We start from the raw sequence: 15,622 nt of genomic DNA, 5'->3' as shown, positions 1-15,622 counted from the left end.
TGCGCTACCAGGCTGCGCCACACCCCGACCGGCCCTCTAAAGGGCTGCGGAGTGATTAGGCCGGTCGCGAGGTGCATGCAAGCCGTTTCCGAGCAATATTTTCACGATCAACCACCCCAGCAGCAATCAGGGTGAAATTGCTGGGTGAACCAGACGCTGACCGATCTGCAGTCCAAGCCGTTCCGCCTCACCGCCATTGATTTCGAACACGTAACGGACAGGACCACGCGAACTGATGATGTCGAGCGATTCCGGTTCGGCTTGACGGCGAATATGGGTGATGCTGCCGCCATCATCAGCAAAAAGCATATCGAGAGGGATGAAGGTGTTCTTCATCCACATCATCACCGGCCGGGCGGCATCAAAGCGAAACAGCATACCTGTCTTGGGTGCCATAGATTGGCGGAACATCAGCCCCTTGCTGCGCTCCGGTTGCTCGTCGGCAAGTTCGATCCGCCACTGCAGCACCTGCCCATCAACGGCGATGGTGAGAGGCTCGGCCTCGTAAGGCAGGTTCTCTGTCGCGTTGGCACTGGCAAACGTAAATGCAAATATGAAGAAGAGTAGGAATGCGCGCATGGCAGAACCATCGAGCCGAAAAGCCTTACCCGTCAAGATAGCAAGCCGATCACAAAACGGAGCGGGTTGCGGTCAGCCGAAAAGATCAGGCTAGTGGCTCATCGGCAGGCTGCCGCCTGCAACAGGATGCACTTCGGCGGCCATCAGACCCTTATCACCATGGCCGTAACGCACCATGACGTGCTGACCGGGGCGCAGTTCGGTCAATCCAAAGCGCCGCAGGGTTTCCATGTGAATGAAGATGTCTTCGGTGCCCTCACCCTGCGTCAGAAAGCCGAAGCCTTTGGTGCGGTTAAACCATTTCACTTCGGTGCGAACGATGTCGCTGGTGGGCTCTACATCGACATGAGTGCGGGCGGGCGGAAGCTGGGACGGGTGAATGGCGGTGGAATTGTCCATCGACAGCACACGAAACGCCTGAAGGCCGCGGGCTTTGCGAACAACCTCACAAACGATGCGAGCACCTTCGTGAGCGGTTTGAAAGCCATCATCGCGCAGGCACGAAACGTGCAGCAGGACATCGGGCATGTCGTCATCGGGAACGACAAAGCCGAACCCTTTGGAAACGTCGAACCACTTGATTGCACCTGCTACAACAAAAACGTCGGGTGAAATGCCATCAGCTGGAGAGATCAGAGTGTGCTCGGATGTGTTGTCCGATGCGCCTTCGCCCAAGGAAATGGGAATCTGACCGCCTATCATACCGGGGCCATCACCATTGCGACCATCGCTCGCACTCATCGACTACACTCCAAAATACTCACAAACGAACAACACCAGCGAGTACGCTAAAGCAAAGCGATACCGATGGTCGCCGTGGACCAGAACAGGTTGAACAGGAGCCTAATCGAATACTTGGATGCCGCCTTGATTCGTTTTCAATGTAGCACGAGAGGGCGGAATCTCGGCAAGAGTCGAAAGCAAAAAAAGTCTTAACGTCTGCCGAGAGCATGCAAAACCGGCTTCATTGCAACACCTATGGAGTCGCGAATGATGAGGTCAGCCAGTGCGTCCAGAGGTGTAGGCTCCCGGTTGACGATGACGAGCCGAGCGCCGGACGTTGCTGCGATTTGCGGGATTCTCGCAGCTGGCTGCACCACCAACGAAGACCCCAGCACGATGAACAATTCGCAGTGCTGAGCCAGCTTTGCAGCCCGGGTCACTTTATCTGTGGGCATTGGCTGACCGAATGAAATAACGGCCGCTTTTACGAGGCCTCCACAACGGGCACAGCGCGGAGACAGACCTGTTGTGTCGATATGAGCTTTGGCATTGGCAAGCGACATGGGTGCTGAGCAATCCAGGCATTCGCCTCTCGTACCGTTGCCATGGATTTCCACGATATCGGTATCGGCAACGCCTGCGCGCTGGTGCAAGCCATCAATGTTCTGGGTGACCAACGCCTCCCCGCCCGGTGAGTCGAGAATCGCAGCGCAGGCGTGGTGGCCATCATTGAGTGGTGCTGCATCGAACTGCGCCTGGAAGTGGAAGCGCCGTCGCCAATCCTCCAATCGCGCATCTTCATCGGAAACGAACACATCGAACTGGATCGGTTTCATTTTGGTCCACACACCACCGGGGCTGCGGAAATCGTCGATCCCGGACTCGGTGGAGATACCTGCGCCAGTGAAAAGCACGGTCGAACTCGATTCTCTTACCCAATCCGCCAGTTGTTGGTGTGACGCCTCACCTGACATGGCGCAAACCGACGACATCGCGCGAACTGGTTGTCAGATTGTGCCAAAGCGCTAGAACCAAAAGACCATCTCCATTCCCGTTAAGAGCGATTGTTATGAAATATCTCCACACAATGGTGCGCGTAGCCGATCTCGATGCTTCGCTGGATTTTTACATCAACAAGATGGGGCTGGTTGAAATCCGGCGCATGGAAAACGAGGGCGGTCGATTTACTCTCATCTTTCTGGCAGCAGACGAAGACGTTGAACAGGCCAATGCCGAAAAGGCGCCGATGATTGAGCTGACATATAATTGGGACCCTGAGGAATATACCGGCGGTCGCAATTTCGGCCATCTCGCCTACACCGTGGAGAACATCTACGAGACCTGCCAGCGGCTCATGGATGCTGGCGTGACGATCAATCGCCCTCCCCGTGACGGCCATATGGCCTTCGTCAAATCTCCTGATGGCATCTCGTTTGAATTGCTGCAGGCGGGCGACTCGCTGGAACCGGCTGAACCCTGGAAAAGCATGGAAAATACAGGCTCCTGGTAAACAGTGATGCGGCCTGTCATGGCGTCACAATTGCGCCAGAGTTCGGCCATACTCGCTTGGTTGGTCGAGTGCGTTTGCACTGGTGGCAGGAATAGTTACGACCTGCTTTCTGATCACTGTGGGGCGATTATAGAATTCAGCGGCTGCATTGCAGTTGCCAGGGGAGCATGAACAAGTGAGATCGGGTACCAGCCCATATCGATGCACGACATCGCGGCTTCGTGCCGCAGTGGCTGCGCTATCGATGCTGGCTCTTTCAGGCTGCGTGGCGAGCAACAGCTTGCAAACGCAAGATACGGCAGCCGCTCTCACCCCAGCTGAAGACGTTGCAACACCCCAGACCGCAGACCCAACAGCTATGGGCCTGACGACCGATGCGGACGTCGCTAAGGCAAGTGAAGAGCAGCTCTTGCCATCTGCCGAAGCAACAGCGCTCGCCCCTACTGCAGAAACATCGGCAGCTGTTGCGTCTACAGATCTTGCAAAAACCGCCGAACCTGTCGTTGAATCTGTCGAAATCGCAGCGGCTCCTGAACCTGCCAAAGCGAAACCAGTGAATCCGCTGGCCAGCTTTTTTACGGCAAGCGAACCGATAAATAAGCCGAAACGTCCGAAGGCCGGAATTCAGAAGAAAAAGCAGTTGCAGCCGGTGCGCACTGCCAGTCGCTCAACAAGCCGCGCCAGCGGAACCGGCACATTGCCGGGTGTGCGGAGCGGCGGTGGACTGTTCGGCATCATCGCGACCACCAATGAGCGCAATGGAAGCGACACGCGCAACAAGAACGACCGCGACCAGTTGGCGTCCGTTACCAATCTTGGTCGCGCGGGCAGCACTGTGTTTGCTCACCAGCGCAAAGGCATTCGCTCTGACTGTTTTCCAAGAGCGCTGGTTGCTATTTTGAAGCGCGTGGAGCGCCACTACGGCAAGCCGGTCGTCATTACCTCCGGCTTTCGCAGTCAGTCGTATAACCGCCGAATTCGCGGTGCACGCAATTCCACCCACACAAAATGTCTGGCAGCCGATATTCAGGTTGAGGGCGTGTCCAAGTGGCAACTTGCGAAATATATGCGCAGCATTCCCGGTCGCGGTGGTGTCGGCACATATTGCTGGACGAAATCCGTTCATATCGACATCGGCGCCAAGCGCGCATGGCACTATTGCAACCGCCGCAAAAAGCGCCGGGCCTGATTGCACGCCACCTATTTTGGCCACCTTGCCCGCCCGCGACAGGACGGCACGTCAAAAATTGAAATTCTACGCATTTTCCCCTTGCGGCAGGAAATTCCCCTGACTATAGAAAACCGCGCTGTGGTCCCTTCGTCTATCGGTTAGGACGCCAGGTTTTCAACCTGGAAAGAGGGGTTCGATTCCCCTAGGGACTACCAGCTTTTTCCCACCATCAGCGCATTCTTGATTTCAGTAGCCTACCGGCTGCTGGGCTGAAGGTGAGAGCTTGCCTAAACGCCCTGCATCTTGCGACGGGCAGCCTTGCCGGTCTTTTTAGACTCTTCGAGCGGTGTTTCCGGCGTCGTCATGGACGGGGCGTCCAGTGTCGGCTTGTCGCCGTAGGTGTAATAGCCCTGATGCAGGTAGCGCTGGCTGAAGTTGTAATCCATCCGGTCGAGATAGAAGCGGGTGAACGCAGCGCCAACCAGCGTTGCGCCAGCGGTGCGCAGGCGGCCGATAGCAGCCTTCGCCGGTTCGCGCTTGGTAGACTTGCAGGCCACAACGAACAGCGTTGAATCGACCAGACGGGAAAGCAGCGGTGCATCCGACAGGCCCATGACAGGCGGCGAATCAACGATGACCATATCGTAACGCTTCACCAGCAATTCAAGCACCCGCACCATGCGCGATGACGCGATGAGGTCTGCCGGATTGGGCGGTATCGTGCCTGCGGTGAGGACCGAAACGCCAGCGTGACCAGTCTTCTTGAAGCAGGCTTTCACGTCACCGCTCAAAACGAGATTCGACAGAAGGTTAGACAAGCCGATCTGATTGTCGACGCCATAGACCTTGTGCAGGCGCGGCTTGCGCATGTCAGCGTCGATGATGAGAACACGGCGGCCAAGTGCTGCAAAATCAGCGGCCAGACGCACGGCAGTGGTGGTCTTGCCATCACCCGGTGCGGCGCTGGTAACGAGGATATGGCGAATGTCGTTTTCGGTGCCAGTAAACTGCACCGATGTGCGCAGTGTGCGATAGGACTCCATGAACTCGCAGGTCGGATCGCCCCAGGCCGCTTCCAGATCCTTCGCAGAAAGGCGCGGGATAAGACCCAGAACGGGCAAACCAAGTTCGCTCTCGATCTGGTCTGGCGTTGCGAATGTGTTGTCGAACAATTCGCGCGCATAGATGAACGATGCGCCCAGCGCGCCAAAGATACCGAACATCAGCAGCAGGTTCTTGGGCAGGTTAGGAGAGAACGGCGCTTTCGGCAGTTCGCCGCGATCAACGATGGTGGCACCGGCAGTTTTAAGCGCGGCACCGACGCCGACTTCAGATAGCTTTGCAATCAGCGTCTGGTAATGCAAACGCACGGTATCAGCCTCGCGCTTCAGGATCGTGTAGCGGATGTTCTTGCGCTGGTAGGTGCGGCTTTCCGCTTCCAACCGCAGCAATTCTTCCTTGAGCGAAGCTTCCTTTTGTTCAGCCTGTTCCAGTTGAACCGCAATGGATTGGCCAATGGCGCGGTTTTCCTGATTGAGGTTGCGTTCGATTTCAGCAATCTGTGCGGCCAACTTCTGCATCTCAGGGAAGCTGGGTTTCATACGTGCGCGTTTCTGGCGATATGTGGACCGAAGCTCAATCAGCCTTGCCTTGGCGACCTGTACCGTTTCGCTGGCAAAGGATTGAGGCAGCGAGGCAGCGCCGTTCTTGCGCAGCTGTGTGTCGTAACGTTCTGCAAGCAGGCGTTCGTTCACAGCAACCGAGATGGCACGGTTCGTCTCGGCAATGTTGCCATCGAGCAAGGAAGAAGACTGGCCAACGGTCGTTAGTCCCTGCTCCTGCGCGTAAGAGACGAGTGCCTCTTCGGCCGTTTCCAGATCAGCTTTGGCGACTTGCACCTGCTGTTGCAGGAACAAGCGGGCCTGATCCGAAGTTTGCGCTTTTTTCTCCACCACCATGGCCATGTAGCTTTCGACCACCTGGTCAACGATGCGCTGGCTCCACTGCGGAACGGGATGCGTGTAGGTTACGGCGATAACGCTGGTGTTGCGGATGAGACGTGCGCCTAGACCGGCCTTCACTTTTTCAGCTGCGAGCTGCGCACGACGCTCCTGCGTGAGCGTGTCAAAATCAGCAAAAGCGCTGGGCTCACCGGGAACTCTTGTCAGGTTCGCGATGCTGAAACGCGGTGTTGAGGCCAGAAAAGCAGGCTCATCAGCAAGCCCAAGCGCAGCAACAACCCGCTTGGCGACTTCACGGGATTTCAGTTTCTGACGCGCGGTTTCAAAATCCACCAGATCCTTCAACTCGGACGTGACTTCCAGCTCTTTCAAGGCATTGGGGCTGGCGGTGGCGATTTCGATACGGGCAGAAGAATTGTAGAGCGGCGTCTGCAAGCGGGTGAACACGAGGCCGGAAATAACGGCCAGCATCAGTGAGATGATAATGACCCAGCGGTGGTGCAGCAGGAACCAGAATATCTTCAGCGCATCGAAGCCGCCGTCATTGGACGAACCATCAACGCCATGCCCGACCGCGACGCCTATACCGGCGTTGGGGCTCGGCATCAGCGCAACCGAGCGCTGTTCCGGCGTCATGCTTTGAGAATGCTTCATAGTTCCGTCGCCCTTGAATTCCCGCCCGTCAAAATCACGCCCTTGAAGATCACAATGGCGCTCCAATGCGTGCAGCGCTCGTGGCAACACCCAATGCTTCCTTCAAATTCTGAAGGGCAATTTTGCGTTTGGATGAAAACGCCACCACCACATCGCCCGAATAGAGCTTCGGGTTGCGCGCCTGCCCGTTGCGGATCGCCTTGAGCGATACCGGCAAAACCTGCGTTTCCTGCTCGAACTTACGGTAGACGTACAGGGTGCCGTCATCAGCAATATCGCGCAGGCCACCAGCATTGGCGACCATCTTCATCAGGTCCGCTTCGCCTTCAACGCGGTAAGCACCGGGCTTGCGGAACGAGCCGTCCATGGTGATCTCACGACCCGGCGAATGGCGAATGAACACGGAAATATCGGGCGACTGGAGAAGGTCGCGCCCGTAACGGCGCTCCAGTTCTGATTCCAGTTCAGGAACCGACAACTTGGCCGCGTTGACCGAGCCGATGAGCGGCATGGTGATCGCGCCATCATTTTCGACACGAACCGTGCGGTTGAGATCGGTCACTTCATAGAACTGAATTTTCAAAAGATCGTTGGTGGAGATACGGCGTGGCTGACCAGCGCGTTCCCCCGGCGGCAGGTCGAGGCCGGAGACAACGCGCAGTCCATCGGCGCTTTTTCCGATGAGTTCAGGAGATTTTACAGGTTCGGCAGCGCCAAAGGTAGTACCGGTGTTGCAACCGGACAGCCCCAAGCAAATTACCAAAGCGACCGACGCGCAGGACATCGTGCGAAGACCGCAAAAGCTGCGGTTTTCGTTGTTTAAGCCTGCATCTGGTCGTTTAAATGTCATCGACCGTTCCGGTTCCGCGCAATTTCATCCAGTGCGGCAGCGGCTTGGTCGAGAGCAAAACAAGACAGAACGAGGCACCACTTTCGTGCCACGTCCAACCATGCAAATCCGCCCCCGTGGCCCTGTTCCACGATGGTTCCGTCCACAATAGATGCGTTACGGTGCATAATCGGTTAAGATCAGGGAGGCCGACGTTAGTCTGGAATTAAGCTGGAACTGGTATATCGCTCGTTCCGATATGCCCGCACAGGCCGTGAAGCGAACCCAGGATATGACTGTCATGACAGAGCCGACAGTTCCCCCAAGCTACCCCGGCGGCAACGGTGGCCGAGAAGTGTTGCACTCGATTGCAAAATCGAACCGCAAATGGCGGTGGGCGCGCTACATCGCCATCATCGTTACGTTTTCGGTGCTGCTCTATTTCGGCTTGGCGGCCAAGTTCTTCCCTGAATTCGACCCCACCGAGCAACTGCGCGGTCGCGGCGACCAGAATCTCCACATTTTAGCATTCGCAGTTTTGACCTTCCTGATTGCAGTCGGGCGGCACCGTTATCTGCCAGCCATCGCGTTCTGCGTGCTTGCGGCGATATTGGTGGAATCGCTTCAGATGTACCTCCCCTCGCGCTCGGCTGATCCAAATGATCTTTGGGCCAGCATAAAAGGTGTCGGGATCGGCTTCCTCGTCGCACTTGCTGTGAACATCGTAATCGTCAGCAATCGGGACGGAATGAGCGTCGAACGCCGCCGCTCCTGAACGCCAATGCGCTATTTGTAACGGTGCATTAAGCCCAATGGGAGAAACCTTATCCCATCAAGAGCCTCGCGCTCGCGCCACTTTGTTGCGCGGGCCGGAATGGGCTCGCTCTACGGGCGCATCAAATGGACTATCTCGTTACCGGTAATGCCGGCTTCATCGGCTATCACACCACCCGCAAATTGCTGGAACGCGGCAACAGCGTTGTCGGCGTCGACATGGTCAACGACTATTACGATGTTGGCATCAAGGAAGCGCGGCTAAAGCAGCTCGATGAAGTCAGCGCGAAAACCGGCAGTAACTATCATCACGCCCGCATAAACTTCGCTGATCGCGCCGCGTTGGAAGCTGTGTTCAAGGAACATAAGCCGCGCAAGGTCATCAATCTCGCAGCACAAGCCGGCGTTCGCTACAGCCTGGAAAATCCGCACGCTTACGTGGAATCCAATATTATCGGGTTCACCAACCTGTTGGAATGCTGCCGCTATGGCGAGGTGGAACACCTCGCATACGCCTCGACGTCCAGCGTCTATGGCGCCAACACCAACATGCCGTTTTCAGAGCACCACGGGGTGAACCACCCGATCCAGTTCTACGCCGCCACCAAGCGCGCCAACGAGTTGATGGCCCACAGCTACAGCCATCTGTTCAGGATGCCGACGACGGGCCTGCGCTTCTTCACCGTTTATGGTCCATGGGGCCGGCCTGACATGGCGCTGTTCCTGTTCACCCGCAAAATTTTGGCAGGCGAACCGATCCCTGTGTTCAACAACGGCAACCACACCCGCGACTTCACCTATGTCAGCGACATTGCGGAAGGCGTGGTGCGGATCACGGACAATCCGGCTGCGCCGAACCCGGATTGGGATGCGGCGAACCCAGACCCGGCGACATCCAACGCGCCGTTCCGCATCTTCAACATCGGTAACAACACGCCGGTAAAGCTGATGACCTATATCGGTGCGCTACAGGACGCTTTGGGCAAGAAAGCCGAGATAGACTTCCTGCCGCTGCAGGACGGCGACGTGCCGGATACTTATGCCGACGTTTCCGAATTGATGGCAGCGGTCGACTATAAGCCCGCCACTCCTGTCGAGACGGGAGTTGCGAATTTCGTCGACTGGTACCGCAGCTACTACAACGTGTGATCGATGACGCAGCCCGCCACCCCACGCCGTGCGCTGTTTCTGTTCCCCACCGATACGATGGGGGGCGCGGAGAATGTTTTGCGGCTTTCCGCAAGCGCTGCGCTGGCCAGTGGTGACTATGACGAGGTGGTCTGTTTCGTATTGTGCCGCGCTCCATCAGGTGCGCTGGACACTTTGGCAGGCGATAAACGGGTGACGATCATTCATACTGGTGCGGCTTCCGAGAAAGCAGGCCTGCCTGCGCTGGCAAAGGTTCTGCGTGATGGGCCGTGGGAATTCGTCATGTCCTCCCATACCCATCTCAACGCTGCCGCATCGCTGGCGCGTCGGGTGGGCTGGTTTACGACAGAGCGGCTGGTCACGCGCGAATCCACCATGATTTTCGAACGTGAGTTCACAGGCCGTGGCCGCATCGCGCCGCAGCTGTACCGCGCTTATGGCGGCCAAGACCTGTTGGTTTGTCAGTCGCAGCGTATGGCAGATTCACTTGCCCAGCACACGAAAGACCGGTTGGCGCACCTGACAAGAGTGATCGAGAACCCGCTGGATATGGAAGCGCTTGAAGACGCAATTTCCGCCTCGCTTGCTCCCACGCGAACCGACAATCGTTGCAAGATCGTCTGGTGCGGACGCCTCGCAGAAGTGAAATCGCCAGATCGTGCATTGGCGACCTTGGCGGAACTGGATCGCATGGCACCGGGGCGCTTCCATCTCACCATGATTGGTGATGGTCCGATGCGAACCGAACTTGAGAACCGTGCGTTGCACGATGGACTGCAAGACGCGGTCACCTTCACCGGTCGCGTTGCTTCCCCTGCCCCGATCATGGCCTATTGCGATATTGGCCTGCTGACCTCCGATATCGAGGGCTACCCCAACGTCATTCCAGAAATGCTGGCGTGTGGCGTGCGCCGCGTCGTGACGACCAACTGCGCCGGCGGTTTGGATGCGTTGCCGGGCGTCATCATCAGTCACGACAAGACGCCTGCAATTTTGGCAACCGCACTGCTCGAAGCATCGGCTTCGCAGGCTGCGCCGCCGGACCTGCAAGTCGTGCTCGAGTCACGATCACCAGAACGCTTTTTTGAACGGCTTCTTGCCGCATGAGCATTTCCGCACCCACACTTCCCTCTGGAACCGTCATCACCTCGCCGCGCGGGCAGAGTGCGCTTGCACCAGAATTTTCCAGCCTGTTCTTTGCCCTCTTTATCGTCTTCATGCCGTGGGAATGGGTGCGTGGCGACGAGTTCGCCGACCTCGTGAACTACACCACCCGCATTTACGATCTGCGCGACTACGGCATGCGCGCCTTCCAGTGGGAAGACACGATACTGGGCTGGTTAAAGTTCGAATATCTTTGGTTTGCGTTGCTGACACTGGTGGCGAAACTGAACGTCGAACCAGCGGTTTTTCTATCGAGCGTCACCTTCTTCTCCGCTTTCCTGACCCACCGGTTCTTGCGTCAATATATCGGCGCGCTGCTGGCTGGGCTGGTGCTGGCCAATCCGATTTCCATCGACCTCATGTCGTCGCAAGTTCGTAGCGCTTTGGCATTTTCTGTTTTTCTCGCGCTTGCTGGTGGATCAGCCACCGGAAAATGGGCGTGGGTACGATGGGGCGCGATGCTCGCCCTGCCCTTTATTCACACGGCAATGACGATGATATTGGCCGTCTTTGCGGGCGCTAAAATTATAACCGTTATGCCCCGTCTTTCACCCGTTATGCGCAGTGTGCTGATTGGCTGCGGTGCGGCTGTCATGGTGGTGGTGGTCGCAACGTTTCTGCCTACGCTTGCCGATGAAGCGGGCGACCGCCGACAGCTAGCAGACTACGGCAACAAGACCGCAGCCTATGTAATGTTCTGGCTGTTGCTTGGCATCGCGCTCGCCGCTTCTGCCGCACGCCGGAATGCCGTTAGCTGGGAATACGCCTTCGCCACTTTCATCACGCTGTTCGGCTCGCTGGCAGAGTTCCTGTCACTTCCAGGCTTTCGTTTCGTGGCACTGGCCATTCCCGTTATCTTTGCAGCCATGCCACTGATGAAGAAGGAATTGCGTCAAGGCTCGATGGTGATGACTGCAGCTTACGGTGTGCTGCTCGTCTATTATTGGGTGCGGTGATGCGGCGCGGATTTCTAACCATTTTGGGCGGCGGAGGATTGGCGCAAATCGCGACAATCGCGGCTCTGCCAATGCTCGGAAGGCTCTACGACCCTATCGACTTTGGCCAATTGGGCGCGGTGATGGCGGTTGTCTCGCTTGCAGCGGTGATCGTTCACGGACGATATCAGATGGCCTTGCCAACCGTTTCATCCCAACGCGAAGCGCAGGCATTGCTGACGACATCGTTGCTGTTGGTTCTGACGCTATCTTTGCCGGTGGTGTGCATCATCGCCTTGGCAATGGGACGCGCGCCGGACGAGCTGTCTCCGCTCACATTCGTAGGGCTTGCCGTACTGCTCACCATCTTCAGCGCCGCTCTGGATTGCATGGCCTATTGGCGCAGCAGGCAGGGCCGATTTACCGTCTCGGCACGAAACGCGGTGCTGCGAAGCGTGGCTGTCGTGGTCTCTCAAATCATCCTGTTTGCTTGGGCCGGATGGGGCTTGATTGCAGGCGCAGCCTTTGGTGCAACAGTCGCGCTGGCCGCAGCTGCATGGGATTGGTGGCGTCACGATCGAATAGAATTTGCCCGCTTCGCACCAAGCGAATTGTGGGACGTCATCAAACGACACAAGCATTTTCCGCTCTTCGGCGTTCCGCAGGGATGGCTCGCAGCGTTGTCTTGGAACGGATTGCCTCTTGTCCTCGTGGCCTATGGAGAGACGGCATTGGCAGGCCAATTCTGGGTGGCCTACCGCCTGCTTATCGCACCAGTGACGCTGTTTGGTTCAGCCTACCGACAAGCCGCACTGCCCGCTTTGCGTGACCTCGACGAGCGCTCCGGAAAAATGATGGCTTTGCGCCACATGGCGGCAATCGCTCTGCCAGCGCTCGTCGTAGCCGCGATTTTATTCACGTTCGGTGAGAACCTTTTCGTTGCATTCCTCGGTCAGGATTGGGCGTTGGGAGGACGGATTGCGGGCTGGTTGGCGCTGGGCGTCGCTGCCGATGCGTTCAAGGTTCCCGCCATCTGCCTGATGCAAGCGCGCGGTTTGCAAAAAATCGTTCTGGCTTGGGAAATCTGCGTCATCATTCCACGTTATGCCGCTGTCTTTGCCATTGTCGGCTTTGGGGCCTCGTTGGATGTTTTCGCAGCATTTGCCATCACCGGCCTAGCCCTTTGGGCACTGCTGCCACTGCCTTGGCTTCTCACCCGAAGCCGTGAGCAAGAAGCGCGCACATTATGAGCCGGATTTTCCTGTTGGGTTCCTACGGCGAATCTCTCCTGAATTTTCGCGGCCCTTTGATAGAAGCTATGATCGCGGCGGGCCATGATGTGCTGGCCGCTGCGCCGGACCTTGATGCTACAACGCGAACACAACTTTCAGCGCTGGGCGCAACGCCGGTTGATGCGCCTATGAACAGGACCGGTACCAACCCGATCGCCGACATCGCAACGATGTTGCGTCTGCGCAAAATAATTCGGGAAACGAAACCCGATTTCGTGCTTACCTATACGATCAAACCGAATATCTGGGGTGGGCTAGCGGCCCGGTCGCTCGGAATTCGAAGTGCCGCGATGATAACCGGTTTGGGCTATGCGTTTGCCGAAGACGATGCGGCATCGGTCAAGCAACAAGCCGTTGGTGCGCTGGCGAGAAAGCTCTATGCAGCTGCCGCTAGACATCATTCAAAACTGATCTTTCAGAACCCGGACGACATGCGCGATTTCGAGCGCGCTGGCTGTCTTGATAATCCTGCCAAGGTGGTTTTCACCGCAGGCTCAGGCGTTGATGTGGCAAAACTCCTCCCCTCTCCGTTCCCGCAGAAGCCGCTTTTTCTGATGGTTGCCCGACTGCTGGTTGCAAAGGGCGTGCGGGAATACGCAGAAGCTGCAGCGCAAGTGAAGCGCGACCATCCCGATTGGGAATTTCGTCTTGTCGGTTGGCGTGATGAAGGGCCGGACGCCGTTCCTGCAGCGGAGATCAAAAGCTGGGCGGTGCAGGGTCTGGATTATCGCGGGCCCTCCAACGATGTTGCTGGCGAGTTGGCTGAAGCTTCGATTTACGTGCTGCCGTCCTACCGTGAAGGCACACCGCGCTCGGTACTGGAAGCGATGGCCTGCGGCCGGCCCGTTATCACCACTAACGCGCCGGGCTGCCGTGAAACGCTGCGTGACGGTGAGACAGGTTTTCTCGTTCCCGTGCGCGACGTTGACACTTTGGCAAACCGGATGCGCGATCTTGGCGCAGATAGCGACCTTCGCGCCCGCATGGGTGCAGCGGGTCGCGCGTTTGCAGAGGAGCGTTTCGACGTGACGAAAGTGAACGAGAAATTGCTGCACGATCTGGGGCTTGCATGATGAAACGTCTTTTGGACATCGCGATTTCGGCCACCGCACTGGTGGCCCTTTCGCCCGTGATCGCAGCCACAGCCGTAGCAGTCCGCTGGACGATGGGCGGCCCTGTGGTTTTCCGTCAGCAGCGTCCGGGGCTGAACGGCGAAGCGTTCGAGATGATGAAATTTCGTTCCATGCGCGATGCTGTAGATGCCGATGGAAACCCGTTGGCAGATGCCGAGCGGCTGACGCGCACCGGCGATTTCATTCGCAAAACATCTTTGGATGAACTGCCCGGTCTCATCAATGTGTTGCGCGGAGATATGAGCCTCGTCGGCCCTCGCCCGCTGCTGATGGAATACCTGCCGCTTTATTCAACCCGCCAGATGCGGCGACACGATGTGAAGCCGGGCATTACCGGCTGGGCGCAGGTGAATGGACGCAACGCGCTGTCTTGGGACGAGAAATTCGAACTCGATCTGCACTATGTCGAACACCGTTCGCTCTCGTTCGACCTTCGGATCTTGTGGATGACCCTGCGTAAAGTTTTGGTGCGCGACGGCATTTCAGCAGCTGGCGAAGCCACTATGAGCAAATTCACCGGTCAGAAAACGGAGACTACAAATGCTTGATGGCCCCTTCGCGCCTTGGCCGAATTTCACCGCAGAAGAGGCTGATGCCGTATCCCGCGTGCTGCTGTCGAACCGCGTCAACTATTGGACGGGGCAGGAAGGGCGTGAATTCGAGAAAGAGTTCGCCACCTTCGCGCGCGCAAACCACGCCGTAGCCTTGGCCAATGGCACGCTTGCATTGGACCTCGCTTTGCATGGGCTCGGTATCGGTTCACGCAACGGTGGCGCGGAAAGCGACGAGGTGATCGTCACGCCGCGCAGCTTCATGGCGTCTGTCAGTTGCGTGTTGAACGCAGGCGCACGGCCGGTTTTTGCCGACGTGGATGCCGAGAGCCAGAACATCACATTCGTCACCGTCGAACCTCATATCACCAAGCAGACACGTGCGGTTATCTGCGTGCATCTGGCGGGCTGGCCCTGCGATATGGACGGGTTGAAGGCGCTGGCGGACCACTACGACATCAAGCTGATCGAAGATTGTGCGCAGGCCCATGGAGCGCTTTATAAAGGTCGCCCCGTGGGTGGTTTGGGCGACGTGGCGGCGTGGTCCTTCTGCCAGGACAAAATCATGACCACCGGCGGCGAAGGCGGCATGGTGACGTGTAATGACGAGAATATCTGGCGGCGCATGTGGGCTTTCAAGGACCACGGCAAAAGCTATGAAGCCGTTTATGAACGCGATCATGCTCCCGGTTTTCGCTGGCTGCACGAAAGCGTCGGCACCAACTGGCGCATGACGGAAATGCAAGCCGTGATCGGGCGCATTCAGTTGAAGCGTATGCCCTGTTGGACGTTGCAACGGGGTGCAAATGCCGATGCTCTGGCTGAAACGCTTGCGCCGTGGAGCGGGCCGGACGGGTTTTTACACTTGCCGGATTTCAACGCGGAAGCAGCGCAGGGCAGCCGCCACGCCAACTACAAGTTCTACGCTTTCGTGCGACCGGATCATCTCCCGGACGGCGCAACGCGGGATGCTGTGATTGCAGAAATTGTGGCACAAGGACTGCCCTGCATGCAGGGATCATGTTCCGAAATCTATCTGGAAAAGGCATTTGACGGCTTAGACTTGCGTCCGGCCCATCCTCTGCCCATTGCAAAGCGTTTGGGTGAAACAAGCTTAATGTTTGTCTGCCATCCTGGGGTTCACAAAGTGGACATCGACCTTTCGAAAGGCGGTGAACTGGCGGCGGCATAAACGGT

15 protein-coding genes and 1 tRNA gene are annotated in these 15,622 nt (G+C 57.4%); 11 read left to right on the top strand and 5 right to left on the bottom strand.

Going from position 1 to position 15,622, the window contains the following annotated elements; all coding sequences use genetic code 11:
* Positions 1-126 precede the first annotated feature (126 nt).
* The 3 genes from R2A130_RS12310 to R2A130_RS12300 form a co-directional block, all read right to left on the bottom strand.
* On the bottom strand, positions 127-579 hold the full coding sequence (locus R2A130_RS12310; RefSeq protein ID WP_050786151.1) for a DUF192 domain-containing protein: 453 nt from the start codon (positions 577-579) through the stop codon (positions 127-129).
* A gap of 90 nt (positions 580-669) precedes the next feature.
* Entirely contained in the window at positions 670-1,320 is a 651-nt protein-coding gene (locus R2A130_RS12305; protein WP_009758394.1) for a cold-shock protein, read from the bottom strand.
* 191 nt (positions 1,321-1,511) lie between these two features.
* Positions 1,512-2,294 (bottom strand): Sir2 family NAD-dependent protein deacetylase, encoded by a 783-nt coding sequence (locus R2A130_RS12300; RefSeq protein WP_009758393.1) that lies wholly within the window; start codon positions 2,292-2,294, stop codon positions 1,512-1,514.
* A gap of 77 nt (positions 2,295-2,371) precedes the next feature.
* On the opposite strand from R2A130_RS12300, the gene R2A130_RS12295 reads away from it, so the two are divergent.
* The 3 genes from R2A130_RS12295 (at position 2,372) to R2A130_RS12285 (ending at position 4,198) form a co-directional block, all read left to right on the top strand.
* Positions 2,372-2,812 carry a VOC family protein gene (locus R2A130_RS12295; protein ID WP_009758391.1) on the top strand — a complete coding sequence of 147 codons (441 nt, stop codon included), beginning with the start codon at positions 2,372-2,374 and terminating at the stop codon, positions 2,810-2,812.
* 175 nt (positions 2,813-2,987) lie between these two features.
* The gene (locus tag R2A130_RS12290) at positions 2,988-4,001 is read left to right on the top strand and encodes a D-Ala-D-Ala carboxypeptidase family metallohydrolase (RefSeq protein WP_198008709.1); all 1,014 of its coding nucleotides are present in this window, start codon (positions 2,988-2,990) and stop codon (positions 3,999-4,001) included.
* A gap of 122 nt (positions 4,002-4,123) precedes the next feature.
* Positions 4,124-4,198, top strand: a tRNA-Glu gene (locus R2A130_RS12285).
* A 72-nt stretch (positions 4,199-4,270) separates the two neighbouring features.
* Here R2A130_RS12285 and R2A130_RS12280 read toward each other — a convergent pair.
* Together R2A130_RS12280 and R2A130_RS12275 are read right to left on the bottom strand one after the other, a co-directional pair.
* The gene (locus tag R2A130_RS12280; protein ID WP_050786132.1) at positions 4,271-6,598 is read right to left on the bottom strand and encodes a polysaccharide biosynthesis tyrosine autokinase; all 2,328 of its coding nucleotides are present in this window, start codon (positions 6,596-6,598) and stop codon (positions 4,271-4,273) included.
* A gap of 49 nt (positions 6,599-6,647) precedes the next feature.
* A complete protein-coding gene (locus tag R2A130_RS12275) occupies positions 6,648-7,448 on the bottom strand; it encodes a polysaccharide biosynthesis/export family protein (protein WP_009758388.1) in 801 nt (266 codons plus the stop codon).
* Positions 7,449-7,728: 280 nt separating this feature from the next.
* Here R2A130_RS12275 and R2A130_RS12270 point away from each other — a divergent pair, with 280 nt between their 5' ends.
* From R2A130_RS12270 to R2A130_RS12235, 8 genes are all read left to right on the top strand, one after another.
* Entirely contained in the window at positions 7,729-8,202 is a 474-nt protein-coding gene (locus tag R2A130_RS12270; RefSeq protein ID WP_198008708.1) for a VanZ family protein, read from the top strand.
* 125 nt (positions 8,203-8,327) lie between these two features.
* Positions 8,328-9,350 (top strand): NAD-dependent epimerase, encoded by a 1,023-nt coding sequence (locus R2A130_RS12265; protein WP_009758385.1) that lies wholly within the window; start codon positions 8,328-8,330, stop codon positions 9,348-9,350.
* A 3-nt stretch (positions 9,351-9,353) separates the two neighbouring features.
* Positions 9,354-10,457, top strand: coding sequence for a glycosyltransferase (locus R2A130_RS12260; RefSeq protein ID WP_009758384.1), 1,104 nt, complete (start codon positions 9,354-9,356; stop codon positions 10,455-10,457).
* A complete protein-coding gene (locus tag R2A130_RS12255) occupies positions 10,454-11,470 on the top strand; it encodes an EpsG family protein (protein WP_009758383.1) in 1,017 nt (338 codons plus the stop codon). Before R2A130_RS12260 ends, R2A130_RS12255 begins: the two co-directional genes overlap by 4 nt.
* Positions 11,470-12,699 carry a lipopolysaccharide biosynthesis protein gene (locus tag R2A130_RS12250; protein ID WP_009758382.1) on the top strand — a complete coding sequence of 410 codons (1,230 nt, stop codon included), beginning with the start codon at positions 11,470-11,472 and terminating at the stop codon, positions 12,697-12,699. Before R2A130_RS12255 ends, R2A130_RS12250 begins: the two co-directional genes overlap by 1 nt.
* Positions 12,696-13,814, top strand: coding sequence for a glycosyltransferase family 4 protein (locus R2A130_RS12245; RefSeq protein ID WP_009758381.1), 1,119 nt, complete (start codon positions 12,696-12,698; stop codon positions 13,812-13,814). Before R2A130_RS12250 ends, R2A130_RS12245 begins: the two co-directional genes overlap by 4 nt.
* Positions 13,811-14,422, top strand: coding sequence for a sugar transferase (locus tag R2A130_RS12240; protein WP_009758380.1), 612 nt, complete (start codon positions 13,811-13,813; stop codon positions 14,420-14,422). Before R2A130_RS12245 ends, R2A130_RS12240 begins: the two co-directional genes overlap by 4 nt.
* The gene (locus R2A130_RS12235; protein ID WP_009758379.1) at positions 14,415-15,617 is read left to right on the top strand and encodes a DegT/DnrJ/EryC1/StrS aminotransferase family protein; all 1,203 of its coding nucleotides are present in this window, start codon (positions 14,415-14,417) and stop codon (positions 15,615-15,617) included. The genes R2A130_RS12240 and R2A130_RS12235 overlap by 8 nt, the downstream gene beginning before the upstream one ends.
* Positions 15,618-15,622: the final 5 nt, after the last annotated feature.

It is taken from the genome of Ahrensia sp. R2A130 (assembly GCF_000179775.1).
GTDB lineage: Bacteria > Pseudomonadota > Alphaproteobacteria > Rhizobiales > Rhizobiaceae > Pseudahrensia.
Note: the sequence above shows the minus strand (reverse complement) of the source record. Positions and strands in the feature narration are given on the sequence as shown.